Genomic DNA, 19,388 nt, shown 5'->3' on the forward strand with positions numbered 1-19,388 from the left:
CTTTCAGCCAAACACACAAACCATACAACTGAATGAAATTCCTTTCCAGAATCAGTCTTTTCATCCTTGCTGTAGCAATTCTCGCTTCTTGCGATTCCAACGGTTCCCTATCTGAAAGTACCAAACCGAGAGCAAGGGGCTCCATTGGAGAAATTATCTTGGTGATTGACTCTGCCAAATACGCAGGACCTGTGGGTGATGCATTGCGGGATATTTTTGAGTCAGACCTACCAGGAATGATTCGCTCTGAAAGCAAGTTTAAAGTCAATACAGTAGACCCAAGAGCCATGACCCGAATGCTCAAGATGTCTACCAATCTCATTTACGTGACCACTTTTGATGATAAGGGTGGTGCCAGCCAAGTGATCAATTCCCAATTTTCTAAAGAGTCCAAAGAAAAGGCCCTGAATGACCCTAGCATTTACTCACTTCGTGTCGAAGATGAATATGCCATTGGTCAGGAAGTTCTGTATTTGTTTGGAAATACCGAAGATCAGTTAGTAGACAATCTGAAAAAAAATGGTCCAAGAATTCAGAATCTTTTCGAAGTAAGAGAAAGGGGAAGATTGGAAAAAATATTGCTTGCTCGAAAAAATACAGCAGCCAATGCGGAGGCGGAAAAGAATATTGGGATACAAATCAATGTACCCGCTTCCTATCAAATCGCTAAATCTGTTCCCGGCTTTCTTTGGCTAAGACAACCTACTCCTACTGGTAACAGACCGGATATTAGTCTATTTTTTCATGTAGAAGATTATGTGTCCGAAGAGCAGACTTTTCCTGAGAACATACTGGCTCTCAGGGACTCTGTAACGAAACAACACATTTTTGGAGACCCTGAAGTTCCAAGTTCCTATGTGGTAACTGAAAAACAAATCCCTCCAGCTTTCCGAAACATGGTTATAAATGATAATTTTACAACCGAAATCAGGGCTTCCTGGAGGACCAACAACGTGACCATGGGCGGAACCTATCTAGGTTACCTTATGGTGGATGAGCAAAAAGGAAAACTTTATTACATCGAAGGATTTGTTTATTACCCTAATGAAGTTCATCGGGACGCCCTTCGAGAGATTGAGACCATCTTGCTTAATACCGACGTTAGCTGGGTTCCTGACCAAGGAAGCTAAACCCAACTTAACGTAGCTTTTATGGCCATCAAAATTCGAAAAGAAGACGCCCTCAATTATCACACACAGGGGTCGCCTGGTAAAATCGAAGTCATTCCTTCCAAGCCTTTATCCAGCCAAATGGATTTGGCATTGGCTTATTCTCCTGGTGTTGCTGAACCTTGCAAGGAGATCGAAGCCGATCAGGAAAATGTGTACAAATACACCGCTAAAGGGAATCTTGTAGCCGTTATTTCCAATGGTACCGCTGTACTTGGATTGGGAGATATCGGTCCCGAAGCTTCCAAGCCAGTGATGGAAGGAAAAGGTGTACTTTTCAAGAAGTTTGCAGGTATCGATGTTTTTGACATCGAAATCAACGAAAAAGACCCAAAGAAACTTATCGATATCATCAAATCCCTCGAACCTACTTTTGGGGGAGTGAATCTGGAGGATATCAAAGCGCCAGAATGCTTTGAAATCGAGCAGACACTTAAGCGGGAAATGAAAATCCCGGTGATGCACGATGATCAGCATGGAACTGCCATCATTTCAGGAGCAGCTTTGCTTAATGCCTTAGAACTAGTTGAGAAGGATATCACCCAAATCAAGCTTGTAGTAAATGGTGCTGGAGCCTCTGCCGTTTCTTGTACTAGGTTCTACATGTCCTTAGGGGTTAAGCGGGAGAATATCGTCATGTGTGATAAGGAAGGTGTGATTCGAAAAGATCGTGACCATCTTGATGCTATTAAGGCCGAATTTGCAACAGACCGAGATATTCATACGCTTACCGAAGCATTATCTGGAGCGGATGTCTTCTTAGGACTTTCTGCCGGAAATGTGGTTTCCCAAGACCAAATCAAAGCAATGGCTCAGAATCCAATTGTTTTTGCTTTGGCCAACCCAGATCCTGAGATTGCATACGACTTGGCAATCGAAGCTCGTGAAGATTTGATTATGGCTACAGGTCGTTCAGATCATCCTAACCAAGTGAACAATGTATTGGGATTCCCATACATCTTCAGAGGAGCTTTGGACGTTCGTGCCACTGCGATCAATGAGGAAATGAAATTAGCGGCAGCTAAAGCGATCGCCATACTAGCAAAAGAGCCTGTTCCGGATATCGTAACCAAAGCTTATGGAGAAGCAAATCTAGGGTTCGGTAGATTCTATTTGATTCCAAAACCACTGGATCCAAGATTGATCACCACCATTGCTCCTGCTGTGGCAAAAGCAGCTATTGACTCTGGAGTAGCTAGAAGAAACATTACCGACTGGGATTCTTATGAATTAGAACTCCAAGAGAGAATTGGTATTGATCAGCGATTGATGTCTGTGGTCATTGCTCGCGCTAAGAAGGATCCTAAGCGAGTAGTTTTTGCGGAAGCCGACAATAGAAAAATCCTCAAAGCTGCTCAAATCCTCAAGGATGAAAAAATTGCTCATCCAATCTTGCTAGGAAATAAAGAGAAAATCCTTTCCCTCATCGAGGAAAGCTCCCTGGATCTTGAGCATGTAACTATCATCGATCCTCAGGAGGAAACAGAAAAGTTGAATCAGTTTGCCAAAATCCTTTTCGAAAAACGAAAGAGAAAAGGCATGACTCCAGTAGATGCTTCCCGTTTGGTTACTCAGCGGAACTATTTCGGAGCCATGATGGTAGAAACTGGCCTTGCAGATGCATTTATCTCTGGTTTGACTCGTGATTATCCGAAGACCATCCTTCCTACTCTACATACCATTGGCGTGAAGCCAGGTGCAAAAAGAGTGGCCGGTATGTATATCATGAATACCGATAAAGGCCCTTTCTTCTTCGCAGATACAACTGTTAATCTGAATCCAAGTGCAGAGGAATTGGTAGATATTATCGGTTTGACTGCTGATGCAGTGAAATTCTTCAATGTAGAACCACGAGTTGCCATGCTTTCCTATTCCAACTTCGGATCCGCAAAAGGAGATATTCCTGCGAAAATGGCGAAAGCCACTGCCTTGGCGAAGGAAAAGTACCCGGGTTTGATTATCGAGGGTGAAATGCAAGCCAATGTTGCTCTAAATGATGAGATTCAGCGAGAAGTTTATCCGTTCTCTGAATTGATCAATAAGAAAGCAAATACATTGATTTTCCCTGATCTTGCATCCGGAAACATCGCTTATAAATTGCTTTCTGAAATTGGAAATTCAGAAGCAATTGGTCCGATTCTTTTGGGAATGAACAAACCGGTACACATTCTTCAACTGGGAAGTTCAATCCGGGAAATCGTGAATATGGTAGCAATCGCTGTTGTTGACGCTCAAATGGCTTCTTCATGATTGCTTACCTACAGGGAAAATTAGTTTTCAAAGACCCAACTTACGTTATCATAGATGTAGGAGGAATTGGGTATGAAGTAAAAATTTCCCTTCAAACCTACAGTAAAATCAAGGATGAGGAGTCGATTCGACTCCTCACCTATCTCCATATTAAAGAGGATGCCCATACCCTTTACGGATTCAAGGAAGAAGACGAAAAACGACTTTTTTTACTCCTGATCAGCATCAATGGTGTCGGCCCAAATACAGGTCTGATGATCCTTTCTTCTCTCAGTGCTTCAGAAATTGAAGAGGCGATTTTGGGAGGAGATGTAAATACCATTAAGCAAGTAAAAGGCATAGGCCTTAAGACGGCTCAGCGGGTTATTTTGGAATTGAAAGATAAAATCGGAAAATCTGGATCCGCAGAAAGCACCACACCACTTGGATTCCTAAAATCAAGCAATAAAATCCGGGAGGAGGCGTTAAAAGCCTTAATTACCTTAGGTTTTCCAAAGTCCGCCGCAGAAAAGAATATTGACTCAGTACTCAAAAAAACCAAGGGAGAAATTTCTTTAGAAGATTTAATTAAAGCATCTTTAAAGACATCATAATTTAAACTTGGATTGAACTTTCGTACGATACTGACTTTTTGCAGGGGAAAAGCTCTGGGTACAGTTTGCTTCATCCTGTTTGGATTGTTTGTTGGTTTAGGAAATGTAATTGCCCAACAAACTCGTACTGATACTACCCAGACTAAAATCGATTCCCTGAACAATCGAAGGCTTGCACCTTCTTTCTTGCTGTGGCAAAATCAGCGAACCAATCCGCTATTCCCTATTGGGAACCCTTTCTTAAATAGCTATTCCCCTTTCTTCCCAAAATCACTCTTTGACCAAGCTGTCCGAGTTCAAGTAGATTCTACCTCTCAGCTTCGTTACAATGTGTTCAATGAAGTTGATAGCACGCAAGGAGGAACAGGCCAAGAATATGACTTTGAAGAATTTTCCCAGATTCAGGAATACAAAGTTCGGCAGGAATACTGGCGAAGCAGAGCCCGGGGAGGGGATGGAGAAAGTGCCGTGGAAGGAAGAGGATTAGTTCCTCCTTTGACAGTCAGTCCAAATTTTGACCGAATTTTCGGTGGATCGGATATCAATATCCAACCTACAGGATATGTCAATCTGGATCTAGGTGCAATTTTTAGACGAGTTGACAACCCTACCCTTCCGATTCGTCAACAGCGAAATGGAGGCTTCAATTTCAATCAGCAAATCCAAATGGCTGTAAATGGCTCCTTAGGAGAAAAAATGAAAATTGCCGCCAATTTTGATTCTAACAACTCCTTTGATTTTCAAAACCAACTCAAACTAGAGTTTGATGGATTTGAAGAAGACATCATTCAATCAATTGAATTGGGAAATGTGTCCATGCCTGTTCAAAACCGATTAATTCAAGGGGCACAAAATCTTTTTGGCGTCAAGACCCAAATGCAGTTTGGGAAATTGAATGTCACGGCTGTCGCCTCCACGCAGCGAGGTCGTAGAGATAATTTGCAAATTGATGCGAATGGCCAAGGTAGAACATTCGAAATCCAAGCTTCAAATTACGATGAAAACCGACATTTCTTCTTATCTCATTTTTTCAGAGATAATTACGAGCGTTGGCTAAGAGGACTTCCTCAGGTACTCTCCGGAGTCAATGTGACACGAATTGAGATTTATGTCATGAACCGGGCCGCAAATACGGAGACTCTTCGGAATTTTGCAGCATTCATGGATTTGGGAGAAGGTCGGGTTCTTTTGAATCCTAGCAATCCAAGCATTGGCCCTGCGGATCCTACCGCCCCAACTGGAAATGCAGCCAATCAATTGTATAGCAATATTTCCAGCAATCCATCTTTCCGCCCTTTTGACACAGGTTCTCGTGCAATGGAAGGGGCTTTGGGACTTCGAAAGGGAGTTGACTTCGAGCAAATCAACGGAGCAAGAAAACTAGATCAGACAGAATATTTCATCAATCCTCAGTTGGGATATGTATCTCTTTTCCGAAGGCTACAAAATGATGAAGTATTAGCTGTAGCCTACGAATACACCTACAACGGGCAAGTTTATAAAGTTGGGGAATTAACGGAAGACTATCAAAACCGAGCTGAGGATGAGTTGATTTTCCTCAAGTTATTGCGCCCTGCCCGCATCAATCCTCAAGTTCCAACCTGGGACTTGATGATGAAAAATGTCTACAGCCTTAATGCAAGCCAAATCCTTCGAGAAGGATTCCAATTACAGGTAATCTACCGGGATGACCGAACTGGTTTGGACAACCCTTCACTTTTGGAAGGGCAGGAAGTCAAAGATGTTCCTTTGATTCGATTGACTGGATTGGATAATCTGAATCCTCAAAATGACCCAGCTCCTGATGGAAATTTCGATTATGTGGAAGGCCTGACGATGATTTCCAATCGGGGATTATTGATTTTCCCTGTCCTCGAGCCATTCGGATCAAATTTAGAAAAACGCTTCCTTGACACAGAAGGCGTTTTGAAGGATAAGTATGTCTACGATACGCTCTACCGAACGACTCAGGCGGATGCAGAATTGGTCACTCGGCTCAATAAGTATTTCATCAAGGGAAGGTTAACAGCTGGTTCTGCTAGTGAAATTCAGCTTCCAGGATTGAATATTGCACCAGGTTCTGTGATCGTAACGGCAGGAAATATCCCACTTACTGAAGGTGTGGATTTCACTATTGATTACAATGTGGGAAGATTGGTTATTATCAATGACGCCATCCTTCAATCCGGAAAGCAGATCAATGTAAGTTTTGAAAAAGCAGATTTGGTTTCCTTCCAAACCCGAAGTCTTTTGGGAACTAGGCTGGATTATTTATTCAGTGATAAATTCAATTTGGGGGGTACATTCCTTTACCTGAATGAACGACCAAATGTCACCCGAATAGCAACAGGAAGCGAAACAGTAAGAAATAGTATCTGGGGATTGGATGCGAATTTCTCAGACGAATCCCGCTTCTTGACCAAATTGGCGGATGCCCTTCCTTTCACCGATACCAAGGAAGTTTCTCAAGTACAAATCAGCGGTGAATTTGCACATTTAATACCGGGAACATCCAATAGAGTTGATGGAGATGGAGCGTCCTACATTGATGATTTCGAAGCTGCGATCACTCCATTCAATTTGGGAGGAGCTGCAAATCAAAACTGGAAGCTGGCCTCGACCCCTCAGACACCCGATAATAAATTTGATTTAAGTTCTCAAACTGAAGACAATCTAGGAGCAACCTACCGAAGAGCTCGGGTAGCTTGGTATAATATTGATAATATTTTCTACCGAGAAAGTGGCCCAGGTGTCCCTTCAAACATTACCAGAGAAGATCGTCAAAACCACTATGTCCGTAGAGTAGTGCCGCAAGAGATTTTTCCTCAACAAGATCGCGATGTGATTATCACTCCGGAGCCTTTGTTTGAATTAGCCTACTTCCCTTCCGAGCGAGGGATGTACAATTACAACCCAAATCTCCGCCAAGATGGTCTTCTCCCCAACCCACGAATGAATTATGGCGGGGTGACGAGAGCTATCACCACCGAAGTGGATTTCGATCGAACCAATATTGAGTATCTGGAATTCTGGTTGCTTGATCCATTTATCGGAGGAGAAAATGGCCGGGTATTAGATGGCGTTTTCAATCAAAACAATACCACGGGAGGTAAGCTTTATTTCAACCTTGGCGACATTTCTGAAGATGTCATGAAAGACGGAAGCCATGCCTTCGAAAATGGACTTCCTGCCGATGGTGACCCTACTGAAACCCGTCAGAACGAATGGGGAAGAATTACGAGAGAGCAGTTCCTTATTCCGGCCTTCGACAATTCCGCTGAATCTCGGGAAAATCAAGACGTCGGTTTGGATGGTTTGAAAAATGAAGACGAAGCAGACTTCTTCAGAAGCCGTTTCCTTGACCGAATCAACGTCAATCAACAAGCCTTAAATAACATCCTACAGGACGTTTCAGCGGATGCTTTCCAATATTATTTGGATGAGTCATTTGACGAGCAGAATGCCAAAATCCTTGAGCGTTATAAAAAATTCAATGGTCAGGAAGGTAACTCACCAGTAGAGCCTAATCAAAACCTTTCCTTTACTCCGTCAGGAACGAACAATCCTGATAACGAGGACCTCAACACAGATAATACCATCAATGAGTTAGAGAATTACTACGAATATGAAATTGATCTCCGTCCGAATAATTTGATCGTGGGTCAAAACTACATCGTAGACAAGGTCACTGCCAATGTGGGAGGAGAAGCTGTGAATTGGTACCTATTCAGAATTCCAGTTAGGCAGCCTGACCGAATTCAGGGAAATATCACTGGATTCAAATCTATCCGATGGATTCGGACATATTTGACAGATTTTGAGCAGCCGGTCGTATTGCGAATGGCAAATTTCCGAATGATTGGAAGTCAGTGGCGGGTATTCCAAGAATCACTTTTTGAGCGAGGCTTTTTCGAAATTCCAGAGCCGGATAATTCAAATGTAACCGTGGACGTGGTAGGGATAGAAGAAAACTCTCAGGGAAGTGATACTCAGAGTCCTTATGTACTGCCTCCTGGCATCAATCGGGATCGGGATAATACCTCCACTGTCGAAAGAAGATTGAACGAGCAGTCCCTTCGAATCTGTGTGGAAGACCTTGCTGCGCGGGATGCAAGAGCTGTTTTCAAAAACCTAACCTTGGATTTGGTACAGTTTGAACGAATCAAAATGTTCTTCCATGCCGATAGTGAAGATGCTTTAGATGGAGAGATTACCGCATTTTTACGATTGGGAACTGACTATACGGACAACTATTATGAAATAGAAGTTCCGCTTATCATCACTCCAAAAGGCACCCGTGATCCAAGACAAATCTGGCCTTTGGAAAATGAAATTGATATTGCCATCCAGGAAATTGTTTCGGTAAAAACAGATCGAGATAATCAGGGACTTCCTCTTAACCTACCATTCTCCAAATCTGTCCGCCAATACAAAGTAACTGTCGTAGGTAGACCAGAACTGAATCAAACCCAAGGAGCAATGATTGGGGTCAGAAATCCTGGAAATGGAGCTGGTGGAAGCAGAAGTATCTGCCTTTGGGCGAATGAACTTCGAGTTACAGGACAAAATGAATCCAACGGTTGGGCTGCTAATGCTTTTGTAAATGCAAAAATTGCAGACTTAGCGGTCGTGTCTGCCTCAGTGAGACATAGTTCCATCGGTTTTGGAGGCTTGGAAACTAGATTATCCCAACGATCAAGAGAAGCAACTACTCAATATGATGTTTCTACGAATATCAAGGTAGACAAATTACTTCCTGAGGAATTGGGAGTGAGTATACCAGTTTACATGAGTGTGGAAAATTCCAGCACTAGACCGGAATTTGATCCGCTCAATCCTGATGTACCTTTTGAAGTAGCTTTACAAAAATTTGAGACTGATCAAGAACGGGATGAATATAGAGCTATAGCACAGGATCAATTGAATCGAAAGAATATTAGTTTGAACAATGTACGAAAACTCAAAACAAATCCTGAAGCTCCAGATAGATTCTATGACATCAGCAATTTCTCCTTCTCCTATGCAGTAGGAACGGTTACCCAAACAAACGCTCAAATACAGCGCTATGAATTCAAAACCAACCGGGGAAATATTACCTACAGCTTTGCTCCAAAACCTTTGACTTTTGAGCCTTTCAAAAATTCAGAGGGGCTATCTTCTCCATACCTCCAATTGATCAAAGACTTCAATCTGAACTTTGCACCAACCCAGTTATTGGCAAGAGTGGATGTGGATCGAAGATTCCTCCGATCTCAGTATAGAAATGACCAACTTTCTACATCTGGTGTTGATCCGCTTTTCCAGAAGTCCTTCTTTATGAATCGATTCTACACGCTGAATTGGGATCTTACGAAAAACCTTCGAGTTGATTACAGTGGCTCAGTGATGGCGGTAGTTGATGAGCCAGAGGGTGATTTGGATACACAGGAAAAAATTGATTCCGTTCGAACGAATTTCTGGAATTTCGGAAGAAGAACGAATTACAATCACAATGTCAATCTGAATTATACCATTCCGTTTGACAAGATTCCTTTAGTCAATTGGATTCGGGCAGATTACCGATACAATACCACTTATACTTGGATGACCGGAGCTATCGGGCAACGAGACACTTTGGGTAACGTCATTCAAAATACCAGAGAGCAGACACTTTCTGGTAAATTTGATCTGATCCGACTTTATAATAAGAATAAAAAACTGGAAGCTTTGAATGCCCCACGTAGGCCGAGCATTCCAGGAAGGAATACCCCATCGGCGGAAGACACAATTGGTACACCTTTTAGTAATAAGCTGTTGAAATTCTTGATGTCGGTAAAAGAAGTGACATTCAATTACGGTTTGACTGAAGGAACATTCTTACCTGGTTATTTACCTAACACAGGGCTCTTGGGTATGGATCGGGCTTTCACCAATCCTGGCTTAGCATTTATTTTCGGTAGTCAAGATCCTCAAATCCGAAATGAATTGGCTGCGCGTGGCTTGATGGCTCCAAGTGCAGAATTGACTCAACCTTTCCAACAAAATCGTGCAATGAACCTCCGTTTAGGAGCCTTGGTGGAACCTATTCGGGATTTCAGAATTACTCTTAATGCTGAAAAGCGAGAAGTAGGAAGGTATCAGGAAATCTTCAGGAATTCGGCAGATAATCCAGGTGAATACCTATCAATAAGTCCTTTACGAAACAATAGCGCCTATTCCGTGACCACCATCCTTTTGGGGACTAGTTTTTCTAGAGATGATTCTCAAAATAATTCGCCATTATTCCAAGACTTTGAAAACAACCGAGCAATTATCAAAGGAAGGCTTGATGCATTGAACACAGCTAATGGAGAATATGCGATCAATGGGCAAGATGTTTTGGTTCCGGCATTCTTGGCTGCTTACCGAGGACAAGATGCCTCCGAAGCCAACTTAAATCCATTCCCTAAAACTCCTCTTCCAAACTGGAGAATTGATTATTCTGGACTTTCCCGAATCAAAGGCCTAAGTGATGTATTTACCAGCATCAATATCTCGCATTCTTATGTATCGACTTATGATGCGAGCAATTTCTCCAACTCTTTACAATATCAACAAGGACTGGAACTGTACAACACCTTACAAAACCGTCAATTCCCTACAGAAATCAATGACGATGGCCAATTCATTCCAATTTATGTACTAAATCAAGTTGTCCTTTCGGAAAGATTTTCTCCATTGATAGGAATAGACTTAATGACCAAGGGAAGATTAAACGTGGCAATCAATTACAACAAAGAGCGTAATCTTGGTCTCAACTTCTCCAATGCACAAATTACCGAACAGCGAAGCAATGACTTTGGATTTAACCTCGCTTATACAAAGGCTGGAGTCAAAGTTCCATTCAAGTTCCAAGGCAGAGAAACTATCCTAAAAAATGATCTGCAATTGCGCTTGGACATGAAGGTAGTGGACACTCGGCAAGTACAGCGAAAAATCGAAGAGGGAAGCACGGTAACCAATGGAAACCTTAATATTCAGATTCGTCCAACGATCGGATATGTTATCAATCAAAATCTGAATTTGACGATTTATTTTGACCGAACGATCAATGACCCTCGAGTATCGACCGCCTTTAAGAGAGCTTCTACCTCCTTTGGTGGACAACTTCGATTTAATTTATCACAATAGATTTTTTCCAATTAGGAATCGTCTTATTTTTGGAGACCTTAATCAATCATACAACATGAATTTCCCAGAAGAATTAAAGTACACCAAAGACCATGAGTGGGTTCGTATCGAAGGAGATATTGCCACAGTGGGAATTACCGAATTTGCACAGGGCGAATTGGGTGATATCGTTTATGTCGAAGTGGAGACCGTCGGCGAGACAATTGATGCAGGAGAAGTCTTTGGAACTGTAGAAGCTGTAAAAACAGTATCTGACCTTTTCATGCCGATTTCAGGTGAAATCGTAGAATTCAACGAAGAATTGGAAAGCTCTCCAGAACTTGTAAATGAATCTCCTTACGAAGATGGCTGGATGATCAAAATCAAAATTGGCGGAGACCTTCCGGCTGATTTGTTGTCTTCGGAAAGCTACGCTGAACTAGTAGGGAAAAATTAATCAGTCAGTTGCGGGTTTTTCTTGGGATCACCTGGTTAATCATTTTAGGTTTTGCGATGCTGACACCCGGCGACCGCTTACCAGAAATTAACGCATTTGATTTTCAAGATAAAGTCATCCATACGATTTGCTTTCTCGTACTTTCATTTATTTGGGCAGGGGTTTCTAAGAACCATTTAAAGAAAGGAAAGAAATCAATAAACTGGCTCATTTTCATTGCTTTAGCAGTAATTCCTTCTGTCTCTTTTGAGATTGGACAGCTTTGGATTCCGAATCGATCCTTTGATTGGTGGGACTTAGGGTTCAACCAACTCGGAATTTGGCTAGGGCTCTTTGGATATTTTAAGATTTGACGATGTTAAATCATTTGCAATAATCTTGGGAAATCCTTAGACTTGTTAGATAAATAGAATATAAATTAACCTATCATAAACCAAACACGCTATGGAAGCAAAAAAGACCCCAAGCGCTGACCTTACCAGAACCTCAGGAATGTTCCTGAATTTGGGTTTGGCAGTTGCTGTAGGTGCTGTCCTAGTGGCCTTTGAATGGAAGTCATTCGATGATGGATCCCTAAAGGATCTAGGAATGGCTGATGATAACTTTGAGGAGCTACTGGATATTCCAATCACCGAACAACCACCACCGCCGCCACCACCACCAGTAGAGCAACCAATCATCCAGGAAATTCCTGATGAAGTTGAAATCGAAGAAAAAATTGAGGTGAACTTTGACGTAAACGTTGAAGAAGAAACTGTAATCGAAGAAGTAGTCATTGCTGAAGCTCCTGTAGAAGAAAAGGCGGACGAAATCTTTGACGTGGTAGAAACTCAGCCTCAGCCACCAGGTGGAATGTCCGGTTGGAATGAATACTTGAGAAAGAACTTGAAGTACCCAACTCAAGCAAGACGTATGGGTATCGAAGGTACAGTAATCGTAGTATTCGTTATCAACGTTGATGGTTCAATCCAAGACGTGGAAGTTCTTCGAGGAATCGGAGGAGGTTGCGACGAAGAAGCTGTGAAAGTAGTTCAAGATGCTCCTAAGTGGGAACCTGGTAAGCAAAGGGGTCGTCCAGTACGTACCCGAATGAGATTGCCAATCCGTTTCAAGTTGAGCTAATCCAATCACAAATAAAACTGAAGCCCGAATAATATTCGGGCTTTTTTTATGCCTTGGTTTTAAAACTTTTAACATAGTTAAAGTCAGTTAATTCACTATTTATCAAGTGTTTATTGGGTAATTTCTTGTATCGTTTCATTTAAACCTAAAAATCATGGAAACCAAGAAAACCCATCAAGCAGACCTTCGAAAATGGTCATCCACACTTTTCAATCTTAGCCTGGCAATTAGTATCGGGCTTTGTCTTGTTGCCTTTGAATGGAAATCTTATTCAGACTCTCCTATCAAAGAGATTACTAAAGAATCAGAACTTTGGGACATTCCTGACATCCCAAACACCTTTCAAACCCCACCTCCTCCACCGGTTGAGATACCACCAATTATTCAGGCTCAGCCTGATGAAATCAAAATCGACCCTACTTTGATTTCTATTGATATCAATACTACGGAAACAACCGAAATTCCAGAAGTTATTATTTCTGATGATCCTCCTGTAATTGATAAAGCTGAGGAGATCATGGACTTCATAGAAGTTCAAGCAAGCTTCAAAGGAGGAATGGAAGCATGGTATGAGTATTTAAGAAAGAACCTCAAATACCCTTCACAAGCCAAAAGAATGGGAATAGAAGGCGTGGTTTTAATCCGCTTTGTAGTCAATAAAGATGGAAGTGTCCAAGACGTGGAAGTTGTCAGACCCCTAGGAGGAGGCTGTGATGAAGTAGCCAAAGAAGTTGTCGAAAACTCTCCAGAATGGATACCTGGGAAAATGGGAGGAAGACCTGTTAGATCCAGAATGGTGATTCCTATTCGGTTTAAGCTGCAATAGTCCTAGAATTCTCTTCCATAATTTTACTCTATTGGAATAAAAGGATGATTTAAAAACTGTAATTTGGGTAAGTATGAAAATCAACAGAATACTTACCCTTATTTTATTCCTGGCAACGTTTGCCTGTCAAAGTCCAAAATTTGACTTGGTTATTAAAAATGGTACTGTTTACTCCGGTGATGGTAGTGAAGGTCAAGTATTGGATGTGGGAATCACAGGTGACAGAATCACCTTTTTAGGGAAATTAGGATCCTTTGAAAGCGATGAAATAATCGATGCTACAGGATTGGCTGTTGCACCGGGATTCATTGATATGCATACACACCTAGAGCCAATTCTCGAAATGCCATTAGCAGAATCCTTGGTTCGTCAAGGGGTGACGCTCTCACTGGGTGGTCCTGATGGAAATAGCCCTTTACCTTTAGACAGCTATTTGGATACGCTCGAACAAATGGAAATCGGCCCAAATTTGGCTTATTTGGTCGGGCATAATTCTATTCGAAGAGCTTATTTGGGAAATATTGACCGTGACCCAACGGAAGAGGAATTGGCGGCTATGAAAGGTGAAGTTGACAAAGCTATGGATGCGGGAGCTTTTGGCATTTCCACCGGTTTAAAATATCTACCCGGCACTTTTGCCAAACTGGATGAAGTCATTGCTTTATCCAAAGTGGCTGCTGCTAAAGGAGGAATTTATACTTCTCATCTTCGAGAAGAAGGTCTTGGCCTCATTGATGCAGTTCAGGAGGCAATTCAAATTTCACGCGATGCCCAAATCCCTGTTGTATTAACTCATCATAAAGCAATAGGAGTAAAAATGTGGGGAGCCAGTAAAAAGACTTTGGCACTCGTTGATTCAGCTCATCAGTTGGGCTTGGATATCATGATGGATCAATATCCTTATACAGCAAGCCATACCGGAATTAGCGTATTAATCCCAAGCTGGGCCTTAGAAGGTGGGAAATTTGAAGAACGAGTAAATAATCCTGCCTTAAAAGACAGCATTAAATCAGGGATCGTATTTGCTATTTTAAATGACCGTGGAGGAAATGATTTGAGAAGAATCCAATTTTCCACTGTACAATGGGATAGAAGTTTAGAAGGCCAAACCTTATATGATTGGATTGTCCGTGAAGGAGACGAACCCACCGTGGAAAAAGGGGCAGAATATGTGATTCAAGCTCAACTGAATGGGGGGATGGGCACTATCTATCATGCTATGGATGAGGAAGATGTAGAACGCATTATGAAACATCCGATGACCATGATTGGGTCAGATGGAAGGCTATCCAAGCCAGGCATAGGCCACCCACACCCAAGAGCCTATGGTACCTTCCCAAGAGTATTGGGATATTATGTCCGTGAAAAGAAAATAATGGACTTATCCACTGCTATCCATAAAATGACAGGCTTATCAGCAAAAAGACTGGGATTGACCGACAGAGGAGTAATTCAAGAAGGAGCTTTTGCTGACATCACTATTTTCAATCCTGAAACTGTTATTGATCAAGCGACTTTCATCAACCCACATCAATATCCGCAAGGAATTGAACACGTGATTATCAACGGAAATTTTGCGGTAAAAGAGGGTGAATTTCAGCAAAAAGGCTATGGAAGGGTCATTCGGAAAAACAAGCCTTAAAGAACATTCATTGATTGTTCTTTAATCTTTTCCAATTCATCCTTCATTAATATCACCAATTTCTGAATATCGGCATCATTGGCTTTGGAGCCGATGGTATTGATCTCCCGACCAATTTCCTGACTGATAAAACCTAGCTTTTTACCTTGTTGAGTTTCTTCTTTAAGAACCTTCAAAAAATACTTGAGATGAGTTTCTAAGCGAACAAGCTCTTCCGTGATATCAAGCTTTTCGAAATAGTAAATCAATTCCTGCTCAAAACGATTTTGATCGAAATCATTCTCTGCAACCCATTCCTTGAAATTATTTCGGATACGGGTTTTAATTCGACCTTTTCGTTGACCTTCTGAAGCTTTTACTTTTTCCAAAGCCTCAGAAATGATTTGGATATTGCCTTCCAATTTTTCTAGGAGCGCCTTTCCTTCATCTTGTCGAAACTGATCGCATTTCCCCAAAGCCTCTTCGATAGCTTTCCGTATTAATTCCCAATCTGCAGAATCATCAGTCTCCTCGGGATTGGAGTTAATTACTACAGATGGGGCCTGAAGGGCTAATTTGAAAAGCTCCGATTGATCAGCTCCAACTTTGGATGCCATGGTTTGGAACTTAGTAAAATAAGCATCAAAGAGATCCTCATTTATAGTTACAGGGATCTCCGAGGATTTCTTGGCTACAAAATCGATGGTTAGGGATACTTTTCCCCTATCCAAGATAGCTTGAACCAAATTGCGGATTTCATGCTCTTTCTCAGAAAATTGCCTAGGATTCCGTAAGGATAAATCAAGAAATTTGGAATTTAGGGTTTTGACTTCTACATGGATAATTCGTGACTCATCTTCACATCCGACACTTCCATAGCCGGTCATCGATTTGATCATAATGCTCTTTTAAAAATTATAACCCAAAGTTACATAGAACTTGAGATCTTCTGTCTGATAATTTCGTATTGGTCGCGCCACATCAAATTTTACATAATAATTAAGAAGCACAGTTCGCAAACCGGCTCCATAACTCTGCAACCATGGATTGTTGAAGTTATTAAGAGTAATCTCGAAAGGAGAACCCTCTGTATTAATTATTTCTGTGTTTTGGTCATTGACTCGCTCCCAAGGTGCAGAAACATCCCATGCAGAACCTATATCATAGAATCCGACCAATTGGAAATTTCGAATAAAATTAGAGGTAATGTTTCCTCGAGTCAGGTAAGAGAATAGCGGAATTCTCAACTCTGTAGAGAATGTAATCACCTTATTTCCACGAATTTCATCATAATCATACCCCCTCAAATCCACAAAATCTGCGAATAGAATATTTGAATTTTCTACGCCTGTTGGATTTCGAACCGGAGAAACTTCAGGACGATTAGATGGTGGTTGATAGAACTCATTAAACAACCAGTTATCCATGCCACCCACTAGATATGTCTGTGGGTTATTTCCAAAGAAAGAACCTACATATAGCTTGGAAGCTAGGACGATATTTTTATGTACCCGCTGATAATTCCTTATATCTAAATAAAAATTACTAAAGCTTCTATCAGAGTGATTTAATCCCTGATAATGAACAAATCCAACTTTACCCTTCAAACCAATCTGTGAATAAAGGCCAATTTGCTGAGTACGATCATAAACAAACTCTGCCTTTCCTCCTACATAGTTCACATCAAACCGATTAGACTCAGGGTTGGTTGCCAAGATCAATGAGTCTGGGTTAAGATTGAAATATTGAGTCTTAGCTAGGAAAGGTGCGATTGTAAATCTGGAATTAACATTGAAAGGATAGGAAACTCCAGCTTCAACTTTTGTCAAAACATACTTTTGGAACGTTATATCATCCTCAGAATATCGGATTGTTCTTCTATCAAACCTAGCCCGGAAATCAAGCCTGCTTTTCAAATATTCATATTCTGCGAAAATATCCCCTCCAGAACGGAAGTCAAGCGCAACTGATATTCCTCCTGTCAAGGAATGATTATCAAGTAAGTCCGTCATCTTTCCACTCATACTTAAGCCAAATCCTCTTAGGGGATCGACAATGAATCGAGTGTTTAGATTATTTGTGAAAAACTGCGGTTCCATTCCGCGAGGACCATACACCCGTTTTTGAAGAGATTGTCTCCTAAAGGCCTCCAAGATATTTCCAGCATTTTCCTCCGTAGTCTGCCCTTGCTCTCTATTCAACTGAGGATTTGGTAAGGAATCAAAGGTATAATTTTCAGTATTGATTCCGGATCGGTTTTGAAACTTTAGTCGATCAACATTAATAGAGGTTGTAGTCTTTTGAGAGGTCGTATCGATTTTAATCGGTTCAGCCTCAACTTGAGGTTTTGGAGTGAGTGTTTCCGATTGTTGCGTTTCTTTTGGAGCAGATTCGATCAATCTTCTTGCGGCAATTCGTTCGTTCAAACTTTTCGCCTGCTCAAGCTGAACCCGTGGCGTACTAGGAGTAAATAAATCAGCTCCAGAATAATTCTGAATTACTAAAAAGCTCTCTTTCCCGTCTCGCACAGAGAAAGCAATTTTATTCATTCGACTATTGACATCGAATGATTCTAAGCTTTTGCTGTAACCCGAAATTTGGCTAGAAATCTGGTTTCCGATATTCAGACGCATCAAATTATTGATACCACTGAGGTCACTTAGATAAACGACTGTATTGCTGTTTACCTTTCGTGGTCGAATATTCTTACTATAAGTATTGGTGAGTCGGGTGAGACGAACAGAATCCCGGACCTCGGCCATAAAAATATTGTAGCTCGTTTTGAATTGATTCAGGTTTTCAAATTTGCCGGATAAAGAATCCAGTTCCTCAGAATAATTCGTGGTGTAAATAATGGTCGAATCATTCAAGAACATAGGAGTGAGATCATCAAACTCATCATTTGTCAACCTCCTTCCTGCACCTCGTGTGTTCAAAGTATAGATATCGGTCTTTCCATTGGAAATTGCCGAAAGAACCATATTGCGACCGGTACTATTGAAGTCAAGACTGAGAACTTGATTGATATTTCTTAGGAAAATTTTATCCTGATTAGAACCGTCAATGGATCGTAATCTTAAAGTAGTTATTCCTCTTTTGTAGGAAGCAATAGCCAAATTCGCAGAATCTCTCCAAGCAATGACCGGTGATCTGAAGTTTGGATTTTGATCTTCATATACAGATCCACCCTGGAAAAGCGTACGCTCCAATCCTGACGACACCTCGCGAACCTGAACTTTGTACTTTCCTTGATTATTGATCACATAAGCCAAATTCAATCCATCAGGACTGAATTTGATATCCATGATCGTACCGATCACTCGAGGGGAAGTCTGAGCAATTGCCTGAGAGGAATTGATTTCACGGAAATTGGAATTAACCTGCTGATTAATGGTGAGGTAGTATTTTCTCCAGTCTTCAATGAATGAGTTAAAATTCAAACCAACTGTATTGGCTACTGAATTTTCTTCATTTCGATTAATCCGTGAAAGGTTTAGAATACTTGAAATATAGCGACGACCATATCGCTCAGCTATGTAATTCCAAATTGATTGACCAACCAAAGAAGCTTCGATTGAATTCAACCGAAGGATTTTTGGAGTCTCATCTTCCTTCAAATAATGGCGGATGTAGTCATCCATTTCCCTGCTCCAGCCTTTTGCTAAATACAGTGAAATCCCATCTACATACCATTCCGGAAAACTATTTAGCAAATTGGATTGGAATGCATCTGCAACAGAAGCTCCATAGAGCATTTCCTGAATGATAATTTTGGAGGTCGCATAAACCAAATCCTCCTTAAAAAGGTCCACTTCCCCTTTGTAAGCAACCTCTGCTATTAGCCTACTGAAATTAGTCTGCCCTTCCTCGTTGAATTCCTCTTTATTGAGATTCAAATTACTCTGAAGCAATTCCTCTGGGGAGTTATAAATGTAAATTTTGGGCTTGGTATAAGCCACATACCCGATCATTTGCGTCAAGCGCTGAAACTCGGACTCCAAATATTCAATAGCTAGTTTGGCATTCGCTCCGCCCCTATCATAATAATAGACTTCAAAATTATTGGAGCTGTAAAAATACCAGTCAAACTGTTTATGCTGTAAGCGGTTCTTTCCAAATCGTTCCTGATCAAATTGAGCAAATGCCGAACCTGCAAAAAACAGGAAACCAAGAAAGAGAAGAATAATATGGTAAGACTTCTTTTGCATGCTTTAAACTAGAA

At 41.3% G+C, this 19,388-nt stretch carries 11 protein-coding genes; 9 read left to right on the plus strand and 2 right to left on the minus strand.

All coding sequences use genetic code 11. The features are described from left to right. The first annotated feature begins 32 nt into the window (after positions 1-32). The 9 genes from NY014_RS06650 (at position 33) to NY014_RS06685 (ending at position 15,187) form a co-directional block, all read left to right on the plus strand. Positions 33-1,130 carry a DUF4837 family protein gene (locus tag NY014_RS06650; protein ID WP_259413777.1) on the plus strand — a complete coding sequence of 366 codons (1,098 nt, stop codon included), beginning with the start codon at positions 33-35 and terminating at the stop codon, positions 1,128-1,130. Positions 1,131-1,151: 21 nt separating this feature from the next. Then, positions 1,152-3,419 (plus strand): NADP-dependent malic enzyme, encoded by a 2,268-nt coding sequence (locus NY014_RS06655; protein WP_259413778.1) that lies wholly within the window; start codon positions 1,152-1,154, stop codon positions 3,417-3,419. Then, positions 3,416-4,012 (plus strand): Holliday junction branch migration protein RuvA, encoded by a 597-nt coding sequence (ruvA, locus tag NY014_RS06660; RefSeq protein WP_259413779.1) that lies wholly within the window; start codon positions 3,416-3,418, stop codon positions 4,010-4,012. Before NY014_RS06655 ends, ruvA begins: the two co-directional genes overlap by 4 nt. 12 nt (positions 4,013-4,024) lie before the next feature. Beyond that, entirely contained in the window at positions 4,025-11,161 is a 7,137-nt protein-coding gene (sov, locus tag NY014_RS06665; RefSeq protein ID WP_435520610.1) for a T9SS outer membrane translocon Sov/SprA, read from the plus strand. A gap of 55 nt (positions 11,162-11,216) precedes the next feature. Continuing rightward, the gene (gene gcvH, locus NY014_RS06670) at positions 11,217-11,597 is read left to right on the plus strand and encodes a glycine cleavage system protein GcvH (RefSeq protein ID WP_259413780.1); all 381 of its coding nucleotides are present in this window, start codon (positions 11,217-11,219) and stop codon (positions 11,595-11,597) included. A gap of 56 nt (positions 11,598-11,653) precedes the next feature. Further along, positions 11,654-11,950, plus strand: a complete 297-nt coding sequence (locus NY014_RS16385; RefSeq protein ID WP_354003170.1) for a VanZ family protein — start codon at positions 11,654-11,656, stop codon at positions 11,948-11,950. 91 nt (positions 11,951-12,041) lie between these two features. Next, positions 12,042-12,719 (plus strand): energy transducer TonB, encoded by a 678-nt coding sequence (locus NY014_RS06675; RefSeq protein WP_135073675.1) that lies wholly within the window; start codon positions 12,042-12,044, stop codon positions 12,717-12,719. A gap of 154 nt (positions 12,720-12,873) precedes the next feature. After that, on the plus strand, positions 12,874-13,545 hold the full coding sequence (locus tag NY014_RS06680) for an energy transducer TonB (RefSeq protein WP_259413781.1): 672 nt from the start codon (positions 12,874-12,876) through the stop codon (positions 13,543-13,545). Between the two features lie 73 nt (positions 13,546-13,618). Then, positions 13,619-15,187, plus strand: a complete 1,569-nt coding sequence (locus NY014_RS06685; RefSeq protein WP_259413782.1) for an N-acyl-D-amino-acid deacylase family protein — start codon at positions 13,619-13,621, stop codon at positions 15,185-15,187. Here NY014_RS06685 and NY014_RS06690 read toward each other — a convergent pair. After that, entirely contained in the window at positions 15,184-16,065 is an 882-nt protein-coding gene (locus NY014_RS06690) for a YicC/YloC family endoribonuclease (RefSeq protein ID WP_259413783.1), read from the minus strand. The genes NY014_RS06685 and NY014_RS06690 overlap by 4 nt on opposite strands. A gap of 9 nt (positions 16,066-16,074) precedes the next feature. Continuing rightward, a complete protein-coding gene (locus tag NY014_RS06695) occupies positions 16,075-19,374 on the minus strand; it encodes a biopolymer transporter Tol (protein WP_259413784.1) in 3,300 nt (1,099 codons plus the stop codon). Positions 19,375-19,388: the final 14 nt, after the last annotated feature.

It is taken from the genome of Algoriphagus limi (genome assembly GCF_024919275.1).
GTDB classification, from domain to species: Bacteria; Bacteroidota; Bacteroidia; order Cytophagales; family Cyclobacteriaceae; genus Algoriphagus; species Algoriphagus limi.

What these genes read in the sequence shown, in the direction of transcription:
- NY014_RS06650 (WP_259413777.1), top strand. Translation starts at nt 33, where the DNA reads ATGAAATTCCTTTCCAGAATCAGTCTTTTCATCCTTGCTGTAGCAATT.
- NY014_RS06655 (WP_259413778.1), top strand. Translation starts at nt 1,152, where the DNA reads ATGGCCATCAAAATTCGAAAAGAAGACGCCCTCAATTATCACACACAG.
- ruvA (WP_259413779.1), top strand. Translation starts at nt 3,416, where the DNA reads ATGATTGCTTACCTACAGGGAAAATTAGTTTTCAAAGACCCAACTTAC.
- gcvH (WP_259413780.1), top strand. Translation starts at nt 11,217, where the DNA reads ATGAATTTCCCAGAAGAATTAAAGTACACCAAAGACCATGAGTGGGTT.
- NY014_RS16385 (WP_354003170.1), top strand. Translation starts at nt 11,654, where the DNA reads ATGCTGACACCCGGCGACCGCTTACCAGAAATTAACGCATTTGATTTT.
- NY014_RS06675 (WP_135073675.1), top strand. Translation starts at nt 12,042, where the DNA reads ATGGAAGCAAAAAAGACCCCAAGCGCTGACCTTACCAGAACCTCAGGA.
- NY014_RS06680 (WP_259413781.1), top strand. Translation starts at nt 12,874, where the DNA reads ATGGAAACCAAGAAAACCCATCAAGCAGACCTTCGAAAATGGTCATCC.
- NY014_RS06685 (WP_259413782.1), top strand. Translation starts at nt 13,619, where the DNA reads ATGAAAATCAACAGAATACTTACCCTTATTTTATTCCTGGCAACGTTT.
- NY014_RS06690 (WP_259413783.1), bottom strand. Translation starts at nt 16,065, where the DNA reads ATGATCAAATCGATGACCGGCTATGGAAGTGTCGGATGTGAAGATGAG.
- NY014_RS06695 (WP_259413784.1), bottom strand. Translation starts at nt 19,374, where the DNA reads ATGCAAAAGAAGTCTTACCATATTATTCTTCTCTTTCTTGGTTTCCTG.